This is a genomic window from Amorphus sp. 3PC139-8, assembly GCF_040750475.1.
GTDB lineage: Bacteria > Pseudomonadota > Alphaproteobacteria > Rhizobiales > Amorphaceae > Amorphus.
On record NZ_JABJVY010000006.1, the window covers coordinates 23,347 to 43,343 of the forward strand.

Genomic DNA, 19,997 nt, shown 5'->3' on the forward strand with positions numbered 1-19,997 from the left:
GACACGCGACGGACCTTGTCGACGTTCCGCCGCGACTCCTCGTTTGTCTCTGCCGCGCCGGACGAAAGCGAATCTCCTGCTTCGCCCGGCGCTTCAATCGCTTCGCGTCCCCCGCATGGACATATCCGCCGGGGCCAGCGAAGATCCCTATCCGACGGCTAAAACCGAGGATGGGAGTATGCAATCCGTTCAGTTTCGAATGGCCCGCGCCGCACTCGGCTGGAGTGCGGAAGAGCTCGCGATGCGAGCCGGACTCGCCCCGACCGACATCTCCCGGCTGGAGAACGGTAGCGAGAGCGACCCGAAAATGGCCGCGGCCGCCCGACGCGTGTTTGAGGCCTCGGGTATCGTCTTCCTCGGACCTGACGAACCGAACGGACCAGGGGTTTGCATCCGCGGCGAACCGCTTGTCCCCGACCCCGGCCTTTCTCCTGAAGATCTGAACGCCTCCAACGACGATTGAAGCGCGACCGCCGGCCTCCCCATTTTGGGAGTGTGGGCGGCAGGCACTCCGATTGCCCAAATCCGCGCCGTGTTAACTGTTTCATCAGAGACGGTTGTCCGCCGAGATGTTTTAGGCATAAAGTAATTTCGACGCGGCTCGGAGGTGTCAGCATCCCCGTGCTTGGCCTTTGAAGAGCGTCACGAGCCGACCGCGCTTGTCAGCTGACACGGACGGTCGGATCCACAGAGCGCGGGATCGTCGATCCCAAAAAAGCGCCGAAAACCAGAGCATTCGGTCGATCTCCTGATCTTCAGCGAGAACGCCCGACACGGAACAGCCGGCCTTCGCCCCGACCCGAAAGCGGGACGACTGCCGCAAGGGATATGCCCGCCGGAGGCCGGATTACGCGTCCCCGGCCGAGCGGACGGGTATGTCCTCGCGCCGCAACGGCGGCCGTCGGGTGCGGGCCCTGCGGCCGCGATTGAGCCAATCGGCTCGCGACCCGCTTGGAGGACCTAGAGGCATGACTTCGATCCGCACGGCCGCGCTTGGCCTGGCAACGGCGGCAGCCTTGTCGTCGACGGCTTTCGCTCAATCCGACGATCAGCTCACCGTGGGCATGATGCTGACCCTAAGTGGCCCCGCAGCGGTCATCGGCGAACAGGCCCGTAACGGCTTCATGCTTGCCGTCGACGATATGGATGGCAAGCTCGGCGGGCTCGATACCGAGGTGCTCATCATCGACGACGAGCTGAAGCCCGACGTGGCGGTCAACAAGGCCAAGGAACTGGTGGAGCGCGACGGCGCCGATTTTGTCGTCGGACCGATCTTTTCCAACATCCTGATGGCGATCGCCAAGCCGATCACGGATGCAGAGACCTTCCTGATCAGCCCCAATGCCGGAACCTCCGTGTTCGCCGGCCCGGCCTGTAACGAATATCTGTTCGTCTCCTCCTACCAGAACGACCAGATGCACGAAGTGATGGGCAAATACGCCCAGGATGAGGGGTTTGAGAAGGTCTTCCTGATGGCCCCGAACTATCAGGCCGGGAAAGACTCGTTGGCCGGCTTCAAGCATTCCTACAAGGGCGAGGTGGTCGACGAGGTCTACACCCCGCTCGGCCAGCTCGATTTCTCCGCCGAACTGGCCAAGATCGCGGCCGCACAGCCGGATGCGGTCTTCACTTTCATGCCGGGCGGCATGGGCGTGAACCTGGTCAAGCAGTATCGCCAGGCCGGTCTTGATACCATTCCGTTCCTTTCCACCTTCACCGTCGACGAGACCACCCTGCCCGCCCAGCAGGATGCCGCAATCGGCTTCTTTGGCGGCGCCAACTGGGCCCCGGACATGGACCTGCCCCAGTCCAAGAAATTCGTCGCGGAATATGAGGAGAAATACGGCAGCGTGCCGGGCACCTACGCCATGCAGGCCTATGACGCCGCCCAGATGATCGATGCGGCGGTCAAGGCCGTGGACGGCGATCTCTCCGACAAGGAGGGCATGATGGCCGCACTCGAGAAAGCCGATTTCCAGTCGCTGCGCGGCGACTTCAAGATCGGCAAGAACCACTTCCCCGTTCAGGACTTCTATCTGGTCAAGGCCGCCAAGCGGGATGACGGCAAATACCAGACCGAGATCGTGAAGAAGGTGTTTGACGACTACGTCGACAATTATGTCGACAAGTGCCGGATGTAGGTCCGATCACGTCCTCCGCCGGTGCCTTAGCCGGCGGAGGCTCCAATTTCCTTGTTTTGCGCCCTAATCTTACAAGAGGTTGGCAATGAGTGTCCTGACGTCGGGCGTCACCAAGGCCGGTGAAGGCATCGATAGCATTAGCTGGAACATCCTCGGCCAGATCTACGTGCCCAAGACTCTGTGCGACAGCTCCTTCTCCTGGCACGCAACGTTTCCGCCCGGCACATTCGTGCCGCCCCATATCCATCCGACCCAGGACGAGTTCATCTACATGCTCTCCGGACGGATGGACTTCGTGCTGGACGGCACGGACGGCGTCGCCGAGCCCGGCGATACGTTGCGGCTGCCGCGCGGCATCCCCCACGGCCTGTTCAACAAGACCGACACCGACTTCAAGTGCGTGTTCTGGGTGTCGCCGTCCGCCCGGCTGTACGATCTGTTCTGGGCGCTCCACAATCTGGGGCCGAATGCCGATCCGGCCGAGGTGGTCGCGGTCTCCGCCAAGCACGAGGTCGACTTCCTGCCGCCGCCAGACGCAGAATAGAGGCGTTCTCTCCGTCGCGGCCGTGGTCCTGGCTGTCCGGACCGCCGCCGTGCAAGGGAATCCGAGTGGCCACAAGCAGGCGAAGGTCCACACCTTCGACAGGCCGCTCAAGGAGGATCGGTTATGAAAGTCATCATCGTCGGCGCCGGAATCGGCGGATTGACCGCGGCTTTGATGCTGCACCGTCGGGGCATTCCGGTCGAAGTCTACGAACAATCGTCGGAGGTTCGGGAGGTTGGTGTCGGGATCAACACCCTCCCCCATGCCATCGGCGAGCTCGCCGAGATCGGGTTGCTGCCCGCCCTCGACCGCGTCGGCGTGCGCACGCGGGAGCTGTTCTACTACAACCGCTACGGCCAAGAGGTCTGGCGCGAGCCGCGCGGCATTGATGCCGGCCATCCCGTGCCTCAGTTTTCCATCCACCGCGGCCGTTTGCAGAAGGTCATTTACGACGCGCTGATCGAGCGCGCGGGACCGGAGATCGTGAAGACCGGTCTACAGCTTGCCGGCTTCATACAATCGGAGGGCGGTGTGACCGCTCACTTCACCGATGCGATCACCGGCGGAACGGGCAAAACCGTCACGGGCGACGTGCTGGTCTGCGCCGACGGCATCCATTCCGTCGGCCGCAAGGCGTTCTATCCGAATGAAGGCCCGCCGAACTGGACCGGCGTCTTGATGTGGCGGGGGGCGGCTGAATGGAAGCCGTGGGGCGACGGACGCACGATGGCGATCGGCGGCGGCATGGGCGCGAAATTCGTGCTCTATCCGATCGCCCATCCGGAAAGCGGTCGCCAGCTCATGAATTGGGTGGTCAACATCAAGATGGCGGATGGCGCCAAGTCGCCGCCGCCGAAGGAAAGCTGGTCGCGTCCGGCCCAGCGCGCCCTGGTGATCCCCTACGCCAAGCGCTTCACCATTCCCGGTTTCGATCATGTTGGCCTGGTGGAGGCCACCAAACAGATCTTCGAGTATCCCATGGCCGATCGCGATCCGCTGCCGCAGTGGTCGTTCGGCCGGGTAACGCTGCTCGGCGATGCCGCCCATCCGATGTATCCGGTCGGCTCCAACGGCGCGTCCCAGGCGATCCTCGACGCCCGCGCGCTAGCCGACGCGCTGGCAACCGCCGAACACCCCTGCCACGCCCTCTATGTCTACGAGAAGGATCGGTTGCCGAAGACGGCCGAAGTCGTCCGCCTCAACCGCAAAGGCGGACCGGAGCGGGTGATCGACGAGGCGGAAAGGCGCGCACCTGCCGGCTTTGACCGCATCGACGACGTCATGACGGAGGCCGAGCGCCAGGCGATCGTCGGCGGCTATGCGGGCAAGGCCGGCTTCGCCACGGAGAAAGACAAGATCGCGGAGCTTAGGATCGCCAAAGGCTGATCTGAGGGATCAGAGCGATATTCGCTGACGACGGGCCAAAGTCCGCGTCGGCCGGAAACGCGCTAAATTCTCGATACCGAAAGAGATAAGGGGGCCTTGCGGCCCCCTTTTTCGTGTCCGACACGATGGCTCGGCCGGATCAGTTTCCTTCCGCGGCGTCGCTCGCCTTGCGCTGCTCGTCGATCAGACGCTGACGGGCGGCCTGGGCCTTGCGGTTCAGCTCGTCCTGCAGCTCCTGCTGCTGCTGACGCAGCGCCTGGGGATCCAGCGCTTCGCCGTCATAGGTGGCGGTGAAGCCGGACAGCGTCACGTCGAAATCGACCGGCTTGCCCTGCTGATTCAGCGTCGTGAGCTTCAGGTTCCCGCCAGCCTTCATCTGATTGACGAAGGCGGAATCGATGACCAGCTCGGCATAGCAGGCGTTCGGGAAGCAGATCGAATAGCGCGCCTGCTGCTGCTTGCCGCCGTCGATCTGGACCCTGAGGCCCGGCTGGATCAACATACCGACTGGAACGGCGGACAGGAGCACCTTGCGCTCCTCGCCAGCGATCTCGCGCACCGCGACGGAGGCCAGGAACTGCCCCTTGTCCGTGCGCAGCTCTTGCGTGATCAGGCAAACCTGCTTCTTCGAGTTCGGGTCGGTGTTACAAACCTTGACCCAGGGATTCTCGGAGGCGTTCTGCTGCGCGGCCGCTGGCGAAACGGCGGCAGCCGCAGCGATTCCCCCGACCACAAGCATCGACAGGGTCCGCGCCGCAGTCTTCATGAAGGAATTGCGCTCAGACATTGAAACTCCATCCGGGTTTAAGCGAGCCCGCGCCCCCGGGCGTGCTCGGTCATGGCCATACAGGCCCTTGGATCTCGCGGCGGTTTTAGCGTTCCGTCGGTCGCGCGCCAAGGGCTCGCTGAAGTCAAACTGCGGCAATTACGTGACAATCTTCGCCCGACGTGGCCAATCTGTCACGATGCCACGGGTGTTTCGACGCCGCGCGCTTGCGAGCATCCTCATCCTACTTCTACCGTGCCCCATCGTGACACGACATATTTGTCGATGATTCGAGACATTAAAGTAGGCCATGGCTGACCGAGAGTTGCCCCACCAGGGCGGGCGCGTGCTGATCCGGTTCGCGATCGCCTTCATCCTCGCCGCCCTCGTCTTCGGTGTGCGCGACGTCCGGGCCGAGCCCACCCATGGCATTGCCATGCACGGCGCGCCGGCGCTGCCGGAAGGCTTCGATCATCTGCCCTACGCCAATCCGGATGCACCCAAGGGCGGAACCGTCACCTACGGCGTACTCGGGTCGTTCGACAGTATGAACCCGTTCATCGTGAAGGGCGAGATCGCCGTCGGACTGCGCGATCCCTTCTACGGCAACAACGTCTACGAGAGCCTGCTTGAACGCAATCGCGACGAACCATTCAGCCTCTATGGCCTGTTGGCGGAAGCGGTCGAGATGCCGGAGGACCGTAGCTCCATCACCTTCTACATGAACCCCGAAGCGCATTTCTCCGACGGCGAGCCGGTTACCGTCGACGATGTGATCTTCACCTTCGAGCTTCTGCGCGACAAGGGCCGTCCCAATCATCGCACCTACTACAAGAAGGTCGACCGGGTGGAACGGGTCGGCGACAACGGCGTGAAATTCGTCCTCGACGAGACATCCGACCGCGAATTGCCGTTGATCCTCGGCCTGATGCCGGTGCTGCCGGAGCACGCAATCGATCCGGAGACGTTCGACCGCACCACCTTGTCTCCGCCGGTGGGAAGCGGCCCCTACGTGGTCGACACCGTCGATCCCGGCAAACGCTTCGTTCTGAAACGCGATCCCGACTACTGGGGCAACGACCTGCCGATCAACAAGGGGCGCTTCAATGTCGACGAGATCCGGTTCGACTATTTCCGCGATCAGTCGAGCCAGTTCGAGGCCTTCAAGAAGGGGCTGACTGATCTCAGCCTGGAAACCGATCCGACCCGCTGGGCGATCGGCTACGAGTTTCCGGCCGTTGCCGCGGGCGATGTCGTCAAGGAAGAGATCAAGACCGAAACGCCGCGCGGCATGTCGGCCTTCGCCTTCAACACAAGGCGGCCGAAATTCGCCGATCCCCGGGTGCGCGAGGCGCTTGGCTACCTGTTCGATTTTCCGTGGATCAACTCAAACCTGCTCTACGGCCTGTTCGATCGCACCGAGAGCTACTTCCAGAATTCCGAGCTCGCGTCCACAGGACGTTCGGCGAGTGCCCACGAACGCGAACTCCTGGCGTCGTTCCCGGACGCTGTCCGGCCCGACATCCTGGAAGGCACCTGGCATCCGCCGGAGAGCGACGGGACCGGCCGTGACCGCGCCAACATGCGCAAGGCGCTCGCCCTGTTCAAGGAAGCCGGCTACGAGATCCAGGGCGGCAAGCTCGTGAACGCGAAGACAGGCGAGCCGTTCTCGTTCGAGATCCTCGTCGCCACCCGGGAAGACGAGCGTCTGGCGCTCGCCTTCGAACGGCTGGTGAAGCCGATCGGGATCACCGTCGACGTGCGCACCGTCGACAGCGCCCAGTATCAGGCGCGTCTGCAAACCTTCGACTTCGACGTGATCCGCGTCGCCTGGACGGCATCGCTCTCGCCCGGCAACGAACAGCTCTACCGATGGAGCTCGGCGTCGGCGAACGCAGAAGGCTCGTTCAACTATACCGGCGCCAGCGATCCGGCGATCGACGCCATGATCGACGCCATGCTGGAGGCTCATGAGCGAGAGGACTTCGTCGATGCGGTTCGCGCGCTCGACCGGGTGCTGCTGTCGGGCTTTTACGTGCTGCCGCTTTACCATTCGCCGAACCAGTGGATCGCGCGTTGGGACCGTATCCAGCATCCAGAAACACCGAGCCTGACCGGCGCCGAGCCGGACACGTGGTGGGTCGAGTAAGCACCGCCGAGAGCCCGCTTTGGAGACTGCGGATTGAGAAATCGGCCATAGCCACCATTTCCCTTCGATCCCTCTCTCCGGCGAAAGGCCCTCCCATGGTGGATACCCAAGCGATCGAGCCGATCTCCGTCGACGTCGTGTCCGACGTGATGTGCCCGTGGTGCTTCATCGGCAAACGACGTCTGGAACGGGCGATTGCCGAGCTCCCGGACATCGACGTCAAAGTCCATTGGCGACCGTTCCAGCTCGACCCGACACTCCCGCCCGAGGGCAAGGACCGCGAAACCTATCTTGAAGAAAAGTTCGGCGGTCCGGAAGAAGCCGAAGAGATTTATGACCGGATTCGGGAGACCGGGCGCGAAGAAGGCATCCCCTTCGCCTTCGAGAAAATTGCCCGCTCTCCGAACACCATCGATGCGCACCGTCTCTTGCGCTGGGCCGCCGTGGAAGGTGTCCAGGAAGCCCTCGTCGAACGGCTGTTCTCGCTCTATTTCCTGGAGGGCGGCGATCTCACCTCGCACGCGACCCTCGTCACCGCCGCGCGCGAGGCCGGGCTGGATCCCGCCGTGACGGAAGCGTTGCTTCAAAGCGATGCCGATCGCGAGGCGGTCGAAGAGGAAATCGCCATGGCTCAGAAGATCGGCGTCACCGGCGTGCCCTGTTTCATTGTCGACAATCGCTATGCGGTGCTGGGCGCCCAGGACGCTTCCGTGATCGCGGATGCGATCCGTCAGTCCTACCAGGAGCGCCAGGCCGGCGTCCGTCCTCCGGCCGAAGGTGGACCGGAGGGTCCGGGCACGGCCTGAGCCGCTCCGAAACCGCGAGATATCGGAGCCGTCCCACTTTTCCGGAAAGAACCGGACGGCTCCAGCTCATTGTCTCGGCGCGTTTCCAGACGGCGAACCGGGTCCCGCTTCGCCGTTCGCCCTAATCGCTCAACGCATCGACGGGGTGCTGATCCGCCACAGGCCGGCCCTGATCGTCGACGACGCTCGACGGCAACTCCGCGGCGCTTTCCAGCGTGTCGCGGACGGAATTTCCGAGGCCTTCCAGCCGGTCGTCGTAGGTGTCGCGGGTCTGCGGATCGACGATCGCGATCGGTGCCGTCACGATCAGCCCGGCGGCCGCACCGATATTCGCCCCCGTCGCGGTCGCGAGCTCGCCAACCCGCTCGCCCAGACCGACATCGAACGTGTTGAGATCCTGTCCGGTCGCAAGCTGCATGCCGATCAGGCGGACCGCGTCGGGACTGGCAGCAAAGGTGTTGTGGCCCAGCGCGTCGGAGGACTTCTCGTCCGTCAGATCGACGACGGCGAACCCCACCTCCCGCAGCTCTTCCTGGTAGGGCTCTTCGGTCGGATCGATCGCGCCAATCCGCGGTTTGCCGCCCCACACCCGGCGCGACGCCGCCAGCGCCTTGTCGCGGCGCGAGACGAACATCGTAAAATTCGGGCGCGGCTCGCCGAAGGCAGCCACCTGGGTGCGGAACACGTCGACGTCCACGTCGGGCGCGGCGAGAATGACGTCGTGGATCTTAGTCGCGATGTGGCCGTTGCGGATCGCCATCTGGCGCAGCGCTTCCAGCGTCACCCAGTTTCCCATCGAATGGCTGAGAATGCTGATGCTGTCGACAGAGCCGTCCTTGGCCAGCCGGCTCAACAGCTTTTCCAGCGCGTCGCGGGAGTAGTTCGCGCTTTCCCGGTCGTAGGTATAGGCGAACAGCGTTCCGCGCGATGGCCAGGTGAACAGCACCGGCACCACCGGCGCGCGGGAGTCGTGCACGATCTGGGCGAGCCGGTAGACCGCGCTTTCGAAGCGGTTGTTGTAGCCGTGGATAAACACCAGTACGTGGCGCGACGGCACCTTGCGCGCCATGGCGTTGACCCGGCCGAACGCCTGAGCCTCATCGATCCGGTCGGCCTTGAGCGTCACGAAATCGCGCGTGGGATCCGGCGGCATCTTGCTCGGCCACTGGATCTCGCCGGTCTTGCGGGCACTGTCGGGCGGAATGGAAACGGAAATTTCGGCAAACGACATCTCGCCGCGCTCGCCGGAATAGAGGAAGCCCGGATCCTCTTCGTCGGGAACCCGCGTGGTGGCGACCACCATGTCGACGACATCGGTTCCGGTCACGGGGTCCTGGAACGGGACCAGCACCCCTTCCGGCCGGCCGCAGCCGGCAACAAAGAGCGCGACGGCGACCACGATCCACGCGGTTCGATGACGACGAAACCGATCCATTGGGGCGGGCCTCATTCCTTCACCGGAAACACCTGCCCGTCCCCGCCCCTCAAGTCTATGGAATTTTTTGCAACGTTCGCCCCGCGTTCGATCGCGCCGCATCGCTCGACGCTCACGCCGCTTGCTTGCGACCGTTCTCCGCAATCTTGGCGAGCTTGGAGAGAACCGTCGCCGTTCCCTTCAGCCGATCGTCCGCGCTCGGCCAGTCGCGCGAGAGCACCAGGCGGTGATCCGGACGCATCTTTGCGAGCGTCCCCTGCTGGGAGATGTAGGACACCAGCCCTTCCGGGTTCGGGAACTCGTTGTCGCGGAGCCCGATCACCAGCCCCTTCGGACCGGCGTCGACCTTCTCCACATTCGCTTTCCGGCACAGGCCTTTGATGTAGACGATCTTCAACAACGCCTCGACCTCGTCGGTGATCGGACCGAACCGATCGACAAGCTCGGCGGCGAACGCGTCGATCTCGTCGGCCTCGGTGAGGTCCGCCAGCCGACGATAGAGATTCAGCCTGAGCGACAGGTCCGGGACGTAGCTTTCCGGGATCATCACCGGGGTGCCGATGGCGATCTGCGGCGACCATTCGCGATCGTCCGTCTCCTCCTCGCCGCTCTTCAGACTGGCGACAGCCTCCTCAAGCATCTGCTGGTAGAGTTCGTAACCAACCTCCTTGATGTGGCCGGACTGCTCCTCACCAAGCAGGTTGCCCGCGCCGCGGATATCGAGATCGTGGCTGGCGAGCTGGAAGCCCGCGCCCAACGTATCTAGCGATTGCAGCACCTTGAGGCGGCGTTCGGCAGCCGGCGTCAACGTCTTGTCCGCCGGCACCGTAAAGAGCGCATAGGCCCGCTGCTTGGAGCGGCCCACCCGCCCCCGGATCTGATAGAGTTGGGCCAGGCCGAACATGTCCGCCCGGTGCACGATCAGCGTGTTGGCCGTCGGAATGTCGAGGCCGGACTCCACGATCGTGGTGGAAAGCAGGACGTCGTACTTGCCCTCGTAGAAGGCCGTCATGACGTCTTCCAGCTCGCTCGCCGGCATTTGACCGTGGGCGACCGCAACCTTCACCTCCGGCACCGTCTCATCAAGGAAGGCCTTACGCTCGGCGAGATCGGAAACGCGCGGGCAGACATAGAAGGACTGACCGCCGCGATAGCGCTCGCGCAGAAGCGTTTCGCGCACCACCAGCGGATCGAACGGCGACACGAAGGTGCGCACAGCCAGGCGGTCCACCGGCGGCGTCGCGATCAGCGAGAGTTCGCGTACCCCCGTCAACGCCAGTTGCAGCGTGCGGGGGATCGGCGTGGCCGAAAGCGTCAGCACATGGACCTCGGCCTTGAGCTCCTTCAGCCGTTCCTTGTGCTTCACGCCGAAGTGCTGCTCCTCGTCGACGATCAACAGGCCGAGATCCCGGAACTTGATGCCCTTGCCGAGAAGCGCATGGGTCCCCACCACGATATCGATCGAGCCATCGGTAAGGCCGGCCTTCACCTGGTTCATCTCCTTGGTGGAGACGAGCCGGGAGGCTTGGGCGATCTGGATCGGCAGCCCTTGGAAGCGCTCGACAAAGGTCTTGTAGTGCTGGCGGGCAAGCAGCGTGGTCGGCACCACGACGGCGACCTGACGCCCGCTCATGGCGGTAACGAACGCGGCCCGAAGCGCCACCTCGGTCTTGCCGAAGCCAACGTCGCCGCAAACCAGCCGGTCCATCGGCTTGCCGGCGGCCAAATCCTCAAACACCGCGTCGATCGCGCCGAGCTGATCGTCGGTCTCTTCATACGGGAAGCGGGCGGCGAACTCGTCGTAGACGCCGGAAGGCAACTCGATCGTCGGGGCGTTGCGCATGGCGCGCGAGGCCGCGATCTTGATCAACTGATCCGCCATCTCGCGGATGCGCTGCTTCATGCGCGCCTTGCGCGCTTGCCAGGCCCCGCCGCCGAGACGGTCGAGTTGGGCTTCGGCTTCGTCGGACCCGTAGCGCGACAGAAGCTCGATATTCTCCACCGGCAGGAACAGCTTGTCGCCACCGTGATAGGCAAGCTCGAGACAGTCGTGCGGCGCGCCGGCGGCTTCGATGGTTTTCAGGCCGATAAAGCGGCCGATGCCGTGATCGGCGTGAACGACCAGATCGCCTTCCGCAAGGCTCGCCGCCTCCGTCAAGACGTCGGCGTTGGAGCGCTTGCGCCGCTTGCCGCGGATCAGCCGATCGCCCAGCACGTCTTGTTCGGCGATGACGGCGAAGTTCGCCGTCTCGAACCCGGTCTCGATCCCGAGCGCGGCGAGCGCAACGGTGTCGGCCGGCAGCGCCAGCGCCTCCGGCCAGGTCGCGACCGATGTCATCTTGCCGAGTTCGTGGTCGGCGAGCACCTGCTGCAGCCGGTCGCGCGAACCGAGGCTCCAGGCTGCGATCACAACGCGCTTCTTCGCCGTGCGCAGGCTTGCGACATGCGTCACCAGCGCGTCGAAGACGTTGACGTCGTCGGCCGCGCGCTCGGCGGCGAAGGTGCGGCCGACCCGGCCTTCCGCATCCACCACCAGCCCGGTCTCGGCGGTTTGCATCACCGAGAACGGCGTCAGCCGAACCTGTCCGTTCGCGACGGCACGGCCCTTCAGCTCGCCTTCTTCCAGATAAAGGCCCGCCGGCTCCACAGGATTGTAGGGCACACCGCCCTGCCCCGCGCCGATGCCCTCGCGACGGGCCTCGTAGTGGTCCGCGATTTCGCTTTGACGGTTCGCGATCGCCTCGTCCGCCAGATGGTCAAACACCGTCGCTGCGCCCTCGACATAGTCGAACAGCGTATCGAGGCTGTCGTGGAACAGCGGCAACCAGTGCTCGATGCCGGGATGACGGCGTCCCTCGCTCACCGATTGATAGAGCAGATCGTCGCGCGGCGGCGCGCCGAACTGCTCGCGATATTTGGTGCGAAAACGGGTCACCACGTCCGGCCCCAGCACCACCTCGCTCATGGGCACCAGGTCGAGCCGCTTCATCTGGCTTGTCGTGCGCTGGGTTTCCGGGTCGAACGGCCGGATCGATTCCAGCGTGTCGCCGAAGAAATCGAGCCGCACCGGCGCCTGGCTGCCCGGCACGAACAGATCGACAATGCCTCCGCGCACCGCATATTCGCCCGGTTCGCGCACCGTCGGCGTGCGCAGAAAACCGTTGGCGTCGAGCCAGCGCACGACGCTTTCCATCTCGATCTGATTGCCGGCCGCCGCCGACCAGACATCGCTTTCGATCCAGTCGCGCGCCGGCAGTCGTTGAACGACCGCGTTCGCCGTCGTCAGCACCACCGCCGGACGATCGTCTGCGCGCGACGATGCCAGGCGCGCAAGCGCGGCCATTCGGCGGGCTTGCACCGCCGGGTTCGGCGACACCCGGTCATAGGGCATGCAGTCCCAGGCCGGAAACTCCAGCGTGGTCACCTCGGGCGCGAAGAAGGCGAGCGAATCCTGCACCGCCTGCAAACGCTGGCCGTCGCGCGCCACGAACAAGACCGTCGGCCGCCCCTTCTCGCCCTGGCGGGCAATGTCGCCGAGGACAAGCCCCTCCAGCCCATCCGGAACATTGGCGACCGTGACTGTCCCGTCGGAATCGGGACGGACGATGGGAGATTTGGCGGGCGAAATCGGCATGGCGGGCGATGTGAACGTGGTCAAGACGGCTGATGAAAGGAGATGATACGGCGGAGGAGCATACCGTCCCAATTGTCCGGAACCGGCGTGCGGCCGGCAATCCAGCCATAGAGTTCCGGATCGGGAACGTGCAGCAAGGCTTCGAAGGCCTCCAGCTCATCGTCCGTCAGATCGGCGATGGCGGCATCGGCGAAGCGGCCGAGCAGAAGGTCCAGCTCGCGGGTGCCGCGATGCCAGGCGTGAAATAGAAGCCGGCGACGGCGCACGTCGAGCCCGGCGGAAGAACGCGTCGTGCCGCTCATGTCCGGCTCCTCGAACGGAAACCGGCCGTCGACCGCGACGCGGCCTCGGATCGACTGATGACGATGTTCATGGCGCTGACCTCTTGCGTCGAATGCCGCCGGTGCGCGACCGGGCTGGGTGCCGCGCTGTTTTTCTGGCGCATACGTGGTACTTGCGCGTCAGGATGCGAGATGTCGCATTGCGATAGAAGCCCGCGCGAAGCCCGTGAATGCCCGATGCGACCTGCCGAACTCAATCCCTTTTTTCGCGCCCTGACCGATCTGGGCGGTGTCGGCCCGAAAACCGTGCGCCTTTATGCCCGCCTGCTCGCGCGCGGTCAGGAGGATCCGCGCGTGGTCGATCTCCTGTTCCATCTGCCCTTCGACCTCGTCGACCGACGTGCTCGGCCGGAGATCGCACTCGCGCCCCACGGCGCGATCGCAACCCTCACGGTCCGGATCGCCCGTCACGAAGCCCCGAAACGGCGCGGCGCGCCCTACCGCGTGTTCGCCCATGACGAGACCGGAGAACTCGCCCTGGTCTTCTTCCGCGGCCAACCCGACTATCTCAGGCGCCTGCTGCCGGAAGGCGAGACCCGGATCGTGTCCGGAAAGCTGGAATGGTACGGTGGCCGGCCCCAGATCGTACACCCGGACCATGTCGTCGCACCCGACGAAGAAGACCGCCTGCCGACGATCGAGCCGGTCTATCCGCTCACCGAAGGGCTGACCGGCCGCATGCTGGCCAAGACCATCGCGTCGGCCCTCGACAGCGTTCCCGATCTGCCGGAATGGCAGGACCAGGCCTGGCTCGCGAAAAACGGCTTCCCGAGCTTTCGCGACGCGCTGGTGCAGCTTCACCATCCCGAAGATCCGGCCGATCTCTCGCCCGATGCGCCGGCCCGGCTTCGGCTTGCTTACGACGAGCTTTTGTCCGGCCAGCTCGCCTTGTCCTTGATCCGGCTGCGCATTCGAAAACAATCCGGCGTGGCGAGAAGTTGGGATCCGGAGCGCGTTGACGCAGTGCGCAACGCACTTCCCTTTGCGTTAACGGGTGCGCAAGAGGGAGCGCTGGCGGAAATCGCCGCCGATCTTGCCGCCCCCCACCGCATGTTGCGGCTGCTGCAAGGCGATGTCGGCTCGGGCAAGACTGCGGTGGCCCTGGTTTCGATTGCCATGGTGGTTGCGAGCGGCGCCCAGGCGGCCTTGATGGCGCCGACGTCCCTGCTTGCCCGCCAGCATTTCGAGGCGATCGCACCGATGTTCGCCCGCTTCGGGATCTCCTGTCGGCTCCTGATCGGCGGTCAGCCCGCCTCCGAGCGCTCCGAAACCCGGCGCGGCCTCGCCGAGGGCACCGTCAATGTGGTGATCGGAACCCATGCGATGTTCCAGGAGGACGTCGCCTTCCACGATCTCGGCCTCGTCATCGTGGACGAGCAGCACCGGTTCGGCGTGCACCAGCGCCTGGCGCTGTCGGAGAAAGGCCCCGGCAGCGACGTCCTGGTGATGACCGCGACGCCGATCCCGCGCACGCTGGTGCTAACCACCTTCGGCGACATGGACGTTTCGCGGCTGACGGAAAAGCCGCCCGGCCGCAGTCCGGTGGAAACGCGGACCGTGCCCATGACACGCATGGAGGCGGTCGTGGACCGGCTCGCCGCCGCCCTCGCCAGGGGCGAAAAGGCCTATTGGATCTGCCCGCTGGTGGAGGAGTCCGACACGATCGAACTGACCGCGGTGACCGATCGGCACGCGCACCTCACTGCCCGCCTCGGCCCCCAGGTGGGCCTTGTGCATGGCAAGACCAAGCCGGCCGAGCGAGACGACGTCATGGCCCGGTTCAAGGACGGCGACCTTAAGGTGCTGGTGGCGACCACGGTGGTCGAAGTCGGCGTCGACGTGCCGGACGCCACCATCATGGTGATCGAACACGCCGAACGCTTCGGGCTTGCCCAGCTTCACCAGCTCCGCGGCCGCGTTGGGCGTGGGTCAAAGCGGTCGGTCTGCCTGCTTCTCTACAAAGACCCGCTCGGCGAAACCGCCAAGGGCCGGCTCTCCGTCATGCGCGACACGGAGGACGGCTTCGTGATCGCCGAGGAGGATCTGCGCTTGCGCGGCGAAGGAGAGCTCTTGGGCACCCGCCAGAGCGGACTGCCCGGCTTCCGCGTCGCGGTCCCGGAGGCCCAAGGCGAACTGATCGCCGCCGCCCACGACGATGCCCGACTGATCATCGAGCAGGATCCGGACCTCGTCGGACCGCGCGGCCCCGCGCTTCGGCTCCTGCTCTATCTGTTCGAGCGCGACGAAGCGGTGCGACTGTTGCGGGCCGGCTGATCCGTATCCGGGTCCGGCGGCGTATCGCCCGCCAGGTCGGACGCGACCGGCAAGGGCGTTGGTACACCTTCGGGATCAAGATGGACGTAGTCGGGCGTGATCAGCCCCGCGGAGATCACCAGCTTGGCGGCATCCTCCACGCTCATATCGAGCAGCACGACGTCGGAGCGCGGCAGATACAGCAGGAAGCCGGAGGTCGGGTTCGGCGTCGTCGGCAGGAACACGGAAATGAAATCCTCCGACGGGACGCCCGCGTCCGCGGCCAGGCGATGGGCCACCTCGCCGCGCGCATCGGTGGCGATGAAGACGATCGACCAGATGCCGCGGCGGGGATACTCGATCAATCCGGCCTGCTGGAAAGAGCGACCTCGCTCTGAAAGCGCGGTCTCAAAAATCTGCTTCAACGCCTTGTAAAGATTGCGAACTAGCGGCATCCGGTCGAGCATCTGCTCGCCGAACGACAACACCGTCCGCCCGAAGATGTTCGCCGTCAGGAAGCCCAGAAGCGTCAGCCCGACAAGGGCGACGATCAGCCCAATGCCGGGCAGCGGGAAATCCAGATAGGTGTCCGGATTGTAGCGCGCGGGGATGAAGGGCTTCACCCAGGCGTCGACCCATTTGACGAACGACCAGGTGAGCACGACGGTGATCGTCAGCGGAGCGGCGAAGACGACACCGGTGAGGAAATAGTTCCGCAAACGGGCCCAGATCGGACTCACGTGCTTCGGGTTGGGCTCCCGGCCCGGCCCCCGCGGATCATTCTGCATGGATAGCCACGTCTCCCGATGCCCGTGGCGTCCGCCGTGCGGCCTTCTGCGGCCGACTCGTCCGATGCGCCACGAACGCGATGCTCTCCCCCCTAAAAATAGGAGAAGCAAGACAAAGACCAGCAGGATTTTAAGCGCGCGTCGAGGGGCTGGATGCGGTGTCGCACCCGGTGCGCTCATGCGCCTCCAGGCGAAGTGGCAACCAACTCCCTGGTTCGGCCTGAGACTCTATTCGACCGTCACGGATTTCGCGAGATTGCGCGGCTGATCCACGTCGGTGCCGTTGAAGACCGCCGTGTGATAGGCCAGGAGCTGCATCGGGATGGCGTAGACGATTGGAGCGACCAGCTCCGGCACCGTCGGCATCACGATGGTTTCCGCGGCATCGCCGCCTGCTTCTTCCGCGCCTCGCTCGTCGGTCACCAGGATGATGCGCCCGCCGCGCGCCGCCACTTCCTGGATGTTCGAGGCTGTCTTTTCGAACACCCCGTCATAGGGGGCGACCACGATCACCGGCATTTCCTCGTCGATGAGCGCGATCGGGCCATGCTTCAGCTCGCCGGCCGCATAGCCCTCGGCGTGGATATAGGAGATTTCCTTCAGCTTCAGCGCACCTTCCAGCGCCAGCGGATAGTTCGTGCCGCGCCCGAGATAGAGCGCATGGCGGGCATGGGCCAGATCGCGAGCGATTCCCTCAATCCCCGGCTCCAGCCGCAGCGCATCTGCGACATAGCCCGGGGTTTCGGCAAGCGCATGCACATGGGCACGCACCTCGTCGCGCGTCAGGTGCCCGCGCGCGGCAGCCGCATGTACCGCGATCGCCGCCAGCACGGCGAGTTGGCAGGTGAACGCCTTGGTGGAAGCCACACCGATCTCCGGGCCGGCGAGTGTCGGCAGCACACAGTCGGATTCCCGCGCGATCGTGGAGGTCGCCACGTTCACGACCGAGGCGATCGTCTGCCCCGCGTTCTTGCAGTAGCGCAGCGAAGCAAGCGTATCGGCGGTCTCACCGGACTGGGAGATGAACATCGCCGCATCGGACGGCGACACCGGGGTCTCGCGGTAGCGAAACTCCGAGGCGACATCGATATCGACCGGTAGGCGCGCCAACCGCTCGAACCAGTAGCGACCCACCAGCCCGGCATAGAAGGCGGTCCCGCATGCCGACATGGAGAGACGCGAAGCCTTGGCGAAATCGATCCGGTCAACTTCGGAAAAGCGCACCTGTTCGTCGGCAAGATCGAGGAAATGGCCGAAGGTGTGGCCCAGGACCGCCGGCTGCTCGTGGATCTCCTTCGCCATGAAATGGCGGAAGTTACCCTTTTCGGCGAGCGAGATGCTGGCGGGCGTCGGCACGACGGGCCGTTCCACTTCGGCTCCCGTCTCGTCGAAGATCCGCACCTTTTTGCGGGTGAGAAGCGCCCAGTCGCCCTCTTCAAGATAGATCAGATGATCGGCGAACGGCGCCAGCGCGATCGCGTCGGAACCGACATAGGTGCCGTCCGCGCCAATCCCTATCGCCAGCGGGCTGCCAACCCTGGCGGCCCCCATCAAATCGGCTTCGCCGTCGATCAGGATGGCCAGCGCATAGGCGCCTTTGAGCTGCGCCAGGGTCGAGGCGATGGCATCTTCCGCCGACTGGCCTTCTTCGAGCGCAGCGTTCACCAGAAGGGCGACGAGCTCGGTGTCGGTCTCGCTGTCGGGACGCACGCCCTTCTTGGCGAGCCCGTCGCGCAACGCGCGATAGTTCTCGATGATGCCGTTGTGAACCACGGCCACCCGCCCGGCGAAGTGCGGATGGGCGTTGGCTTCCGTCGGCGCGCCATGGGTGGCCCAACGGGTATGGCCGATGCCGCTCGTCCCGGCGAGCGGATCGGTGTGTAAAACCGCCTCCAAATTGCGCAGTTTACCGGCCGCACGCCGGCGATCCAGGTGGCCCGCGGTGTCCAGGGTGGCAATTCCGGCCGAATCGTAGCCGCGATATTCGAGCCGCTTCAAAGCGTCGAGCAGCAGCGGCGCCGCCGGTTCTCGTCCCAGTACGCCTACGATGCCACACATGGTTCGGTCCCCTGTTCGGTCGCGGTGAGATGATCAGACGTCGACCGCTTTTATCGAGTCGGCGTCGGGGCTTTGAAATCAAACCCGATTGCGAAGTGTATCGCGGTGCAGAAACGGGTGCCGCCACAGGCAACAAGCCGGGAGGTCGGCTCAACCTGCCTTGGGCTTGTTCGCCGCCCTTGCCGGCGAGCGGTCCGGCTTGTTGACCTGACGACCGCGGGCGATCGCAAGCGCGCCTGAGGGCACGTCTTCGGTGATCACACTGCCGGTTCCGACATAGGCCTGATCGCCGATCGTCACCGGCGCCACCAGGGACGAATTGGAGCCGATGAAGCTGCCCTCGCCGATGATGGTGCGGTATTTGTTGCGGCCGTCATAGTTGCAGGTGATCGTGCCAGCGCCGATGTTGGAGCCGGCCCCGATCGAGGCATCGCCGATGTAGGTCAGGTGGTTGACCTTGGCGCCGGGCCCGAGATCGGCGTTCTTCACTTCCACGAAATTGCCGATGCGGGCGCCCGAGGCGATCGTCGTGCCCGGCCTGATACGGGCGTAGGGCCCCACCGTCACGTCCGGTTCGATCCGCACACCTTCAAGGTGGCTGAACGCCCGCACGCGCACCCCTTCGCCGAGGGTGACGCCGGGCCCGAACACGACGTTCGGCTCGACCATGCTGTCGGCTCCGATCTCGGTATCGGCGGAAAACGTCACGGTCTCCGGCGCCTGCAAGGTCACGCCCGACGCCAGCGTGCGCGCGCGCATGCGGCGCTGGAAGGCCGCTTCGGCGGCCGCGAGCTGGGCGCGGTCGTTGACGCCGAGAAGCTCGTCCTCGCCGGTGATCTCGACGGCGACGGTCAGGCCGCGCGCATTGGCGATCTCGATCGCGTCGGTCAAATAATATTCGCCCTTGGCGTTGTCGTTTCCGATCGCGCTCAGGAGCGCCATCAGATGCGCCCCGCGCACGGCCAGCATGCCGGAGTTGCACAGCGAGATCGCGCGCTCCTCGTCGGTGGCATCGCGTTCCTCGCGAATCGCGACCAGCCGGTCGCCCTCCAGAAGCAGCCGGCCGTAGCCGGTGGGATCGGACGCATGAAATCCGAGCACGACGATATCGGCTCCGGCGGAAAGCCCGGCGCGCAGGCGGGAGATCGTCTCCGCACGAACCAGCGGCACGTCGCCGTAGAGGATCACGATGTCGTGCAGATCCTCGCTGATCACCGGGGCAGCGGCGAGAACGGCATGGGCAGTGCCAAGCCGTTCCGTTTGCTCGTAAATCTCGGTTTGCGGATCGAAATCGGCGATCGCGGACCGCACCCGTTCGGCGCCATGGCCGACCACCACCGCGCGCTCGCCGACGTCCGCCCGCTTGCAGGTGTCCAGAACATGTCCGATCATCGGCCGATCGGCGATCTGGTGCAGCACCTTCGGCGTGCGCGAGCGCATCCGCGTGCCCTCTCCCGCCGCCAGAATGATCGCCAGTGAGGATCGGTCGGTCATGGAATTCCCCGTCGCCTGTGCGCCCCCGTCAGATCGGGGCGCCGGACGGTGTCCATGTCTGCGACGGGACGTCAAGTCCGTGATGCGGATCACTGACATGGGCTGCACAATGGGTTGCCCTTCCCCCTGTCCTCGACCACATTGGCGCCGGAAAAGAGGCGTCAAATCCGACGGCTCGGGACGTCGCTCACTTCACTGTCGC

Annotated in this window: 14 protein-coding genes; 7 read left to right on the forward strand and 7 right to left on the reverse strand. The window is 64.9% G+C overall.

The genetic code is table 11. The annotated features are described in order from the left end of the window. Positions 1 to 178 precede the first annotated feature (178 nt). From HNS03_RS07645 to HNS03_RS07660, 4 genes are all read left to right on the forward strand, one after another. Positions 179 to 463 (forward strand): helix-turn-helix transcriptional regulator, encoded by a 285-nt coding sequence (locus tag HNS03_RS07645; RefSeq protein WP_367194233.1) that lies wholly within the window; start codon positions 179 to 181, stop codon positions 461 to 463. Between the two features lie 505 nt (positions 464 to 968). Beyond that, a complete protein-coding gene (locus HNS03_RS07650; protein ID WP_367194234.1) occupies positions 969 to 2,141 on the forward strand; it encodes an ABC transporter substrate-binding protein in 1,173 nt (390 codons plus the stop codon). Positions 2,142 to 2,226: 85 nt separating this feature from the next. Beyond that, positions 2,227 to 2,685, forward strand: coding sequence for a cupin domain-containing protein (locus HNS03_RS07655; protein ID WP_367194236.1), 459 nt, complete (start codon positions 2,227 to 2,229; stop codon positions 2,683 to 2,685). 123 nt (positions 2,686 to 2,808) lie between these two features. Beyond that, the gene (locus HNS03_RS07660; RefSeq protein WP_367194238.1) at positions 2,809 to 4,071 is read left to right on the forward strand and encodes a flavin-dependent oxidoreductase; all 1,263 of its coding nucleotides are present in this window, start codon (positions 2,809 to 2,811) and stop codon (positions 4,069 to 4,071) included. A 139-nt stretch (positions 4,072 to 4,210) separates the two neighbouring features. Here HNS03_RS07660 and HNS03_RS07665 read toward each other — a convergent pair whose 3' ends face one another. Continuing rightward, on the reverse strand, positions 4,211 to 4,858 hold the full coding sequence (locus HNS03_RS07665) for an invasion associated locus B family protein (protein ID WP_367194239.1): 648 nt from the start codon (positions 4,856 to 4,858) through the stop codon (positions 4,211 to 4,213). A gap of 289 nt (positions 4,859 to 5,147) precedes the next feature. Between HNS03_RS07665 and HNS03_RS07670 the strand changes: the two genes are divergently transcribed. Both HNS03_RS07670 and HNS03_RS07675 read left to right on the forward strand, forming a co-directional pair. Continuing rightward, positions 5,148 to 6,986 carry an extracellular solute-binding protein gene (locus tag HNS03_RS07670; RefSeq protein ID WP_367194241.1) on the forward strand — a complete coding sequence of 613 codons (1,839 nt, stop codon included), beginning with the start codon at positions 5,148 to 5,150 and terminating at the stop codon, positions 6,984 to 6,986. 95 nt (positions 6,987 to 7,081) lie between these two features. Then, positions 7,082 to 7,792: a DsbA family oxidoreductase gene (locus tag HNS03_RS07675; RefSeq protein ID WP_367194242.1), complete on the forward strand. Its 711-nt coding sequence runs from the start codon at positions 7,082 to 7,084 to the stop codon at positions 7,790 to 7,792. A gap of 121 nt (positions 7,793 to 7,913) precedes the next feature. On the opposite strand, the gene HNS03_RS07680 is transcribed toward HNS03_RS07675, so the two are convergent. The 3 genes from HNS03_RS07680 to HNS03_RS07690 form a co-directional block, all read right to left on the reverse strand. After that, complete coding sequence (locus HNS03_RS07680) at positions 7,914 to 9,227, reverse strand: alpha/beta hydrolase (protein WP_367194244.1); 1,314 nt, start codon at positions 9,225 to 9,227, stop codon at positions 7,914 to 7,916. 112 nt (positions 9,228 to 9,339) lie between these two features. Then, positions 9,340 to 12,861, reverse strand: coding sequence for a transcription-repair coupling factor (gene mfd / locus HNS03_RS07685; RefSeq protein ID WP_367194481.1), 3,522 nt, complete (start codon positions 12,859 to 12,861; stop codon positions 9,340 to 9,342). 20 nt (positions 12,862 to 12,881) lie between these two features. Then, positions 12,882 to 13,163, reverse strand: coding sequence for a succinate dehydrogenase assembly factor 2 (locus HNS03_RS07690; RefSeq protein WP_367194246.1), 282 nt, complete (start codon positions 13,161 to 13,163; stop codon positions 12,882 to 12,884). Between the two features lie 216 nt (positions 13,164 to 13,379). Here HNS03_RS07690 and recG point away from each other — a divergent pair, with 216 nt between their 5' ends. Beyond that, a complete protein-coding gene (gene recG / locus HNS03_RS07695) occupies positions 13,380 to 15,476 on the forward strand; it encodes an ATP-dependent DNA helicase RecG (RefSeq protein WP_367194248.1) in 2,097 nt (698 codons plus the stop codon). Here the strand turns inward: recG and HNS03_RS07700 are convergent. The 3 genes from HNS03_RS07700 to glmU form a co-directional block, all read right to left on the reverse strand. Then, positions 15,428 to 16,243 (reverse strand): DUF502 domain-containing protein, encoded by an 816-nt coding sequence (locus HNS03_RS07700; protein ID WP_367194250.1) that lies wholly within the window; start codon positions 16,241 to 16,243, stop codon positions 15,428 to 15,430. The two genes, recG and HNS03_RS07700, sit on opposite strands and share 49 nt — an antisense overlap. A gap of 228 nt (positions 16,244 to 16,471) precedes the next feature. Then, positions 16,472 to 18,301, reverse strand: coding sequence for a glutamine--fructose-6-phosphate transaminase (isomerizing) (gene glmS / locus HNS03_RS07705; protein ID WP_367194252.1), 1,830 nt, complete (start codon positions 18,299 to 18,301; stop codon positions 16,472 to 16,474). 150 nt (positions 18,302 to 18,451) lie between these two features. Next, entirely contained in the window at positions 18,452 to 19,795 is a 1,344-nt protein-coding gene (glmU, locus tag HNS03_RS07710; RefSeq protein WP_367194254.1) for a bifunctional UDP-N-acetylglucosamine diphosphorylase/glucosamine-1-phosphate N-acetyltransferase GlmU, read from the reverse strand. Between the last annotated feature and the right edge of the window lie 202 nt (positions 19,796 to 19,997).

Coding starts and splice junctions, on each gene's coding strand:
- HNS03_RS07645 (WP_367194233.1), top strand. CDS start 179: ATGCAATCCGTTCAGTTTCGAATGGCCCGCGCCGCACTCGGCTGGAGT.
- HNS03_RS07650 (WP_367194234.1), top strand. CDS start 969: ATGACTTCGATCCGCACGGCCGCGCTTGGCCTGGCAACGGCGGCAGCC.
- HNS03_RS07655 (WP_367194236.1), top strand. CDS start 2,227: ATGAGTGTCCTGACGTCGGGCGTCACCAAGGCCGGTGAAGGCATCGAT.
- HNS03_RS07660 (WP_367194238.1), top strand. CDS start 2,809: ATGAAAGTCATCATCGTCGGCGCCGGAATCGGCGGATTGACCGCGGCT.
- HNS03_RS07665 (WP_367194239.1), bottom strand. CDS start 4,858: ATGTCTGAGCGCAATTCCTTCATGAAGACTGCGGCGCGGACCCTGTCG.
- HNS03_RS07670 (WP_367194241.1), top strand. CDS start 5,148: ATGGCTGACCGAGAGTTGCCCCACCAGGGCGGGCGCGTGCTGATCCGG.
- HNS03_RS07675 (WP_367194242.1), top strand. CDS start 7,082: ATGGTGGATACCCAAGCGATCGAGCCGATCTCCGTCGACGTCGTGTCC.
- HNS03_RS07680 (WP_367194244.1), bottom strand. CDS start 9,227: ATGGATCGGTTTCGTCGTCATCGAACCGCGTGGATCGTGGTCGCCGTC.
- mfd (WP_367194481.1), bottom strand. CDS start 12,861: ATGCCGATTTCGCCCGCCAAATCTCCCATCGTCCGTCCCGATTCCGAC.
- HNS03_RS07690 (WP_367194246.1), bottom strand. CDS start 13,163: ATGAGCGGCACGACGCGTTCTTCCGCCGGGCTCGACGTGCGCCGTCGC.
- recG (WP_367194248.1), top strand. CDS start 13,380: ATGCGACCTGCCGAACTCAATCCCTTTTTTCGCGCCCTGACCGATCTG.
- HNS03_RS07700 (WP_367194250.1), bottom strand. CDS start 16,243: ATGCAGAATGATCCGCGGGGGCCGGGCCGGGAGCCCAACCCGAAGCAC.
- glmS (WP_367194252.1), bottom strand. CDS start 18,301: ATGTGTGGCATCGTAGGCGTACTGGGACGAGAACCGGCGGCGCCGCTG.
- glmU (WP_367194254.1), bottom strand. CDS start 19,795: ATGACCGACCGATCCTCACTGGCGATCATTCTGGCGGCGGGAGAGGGC.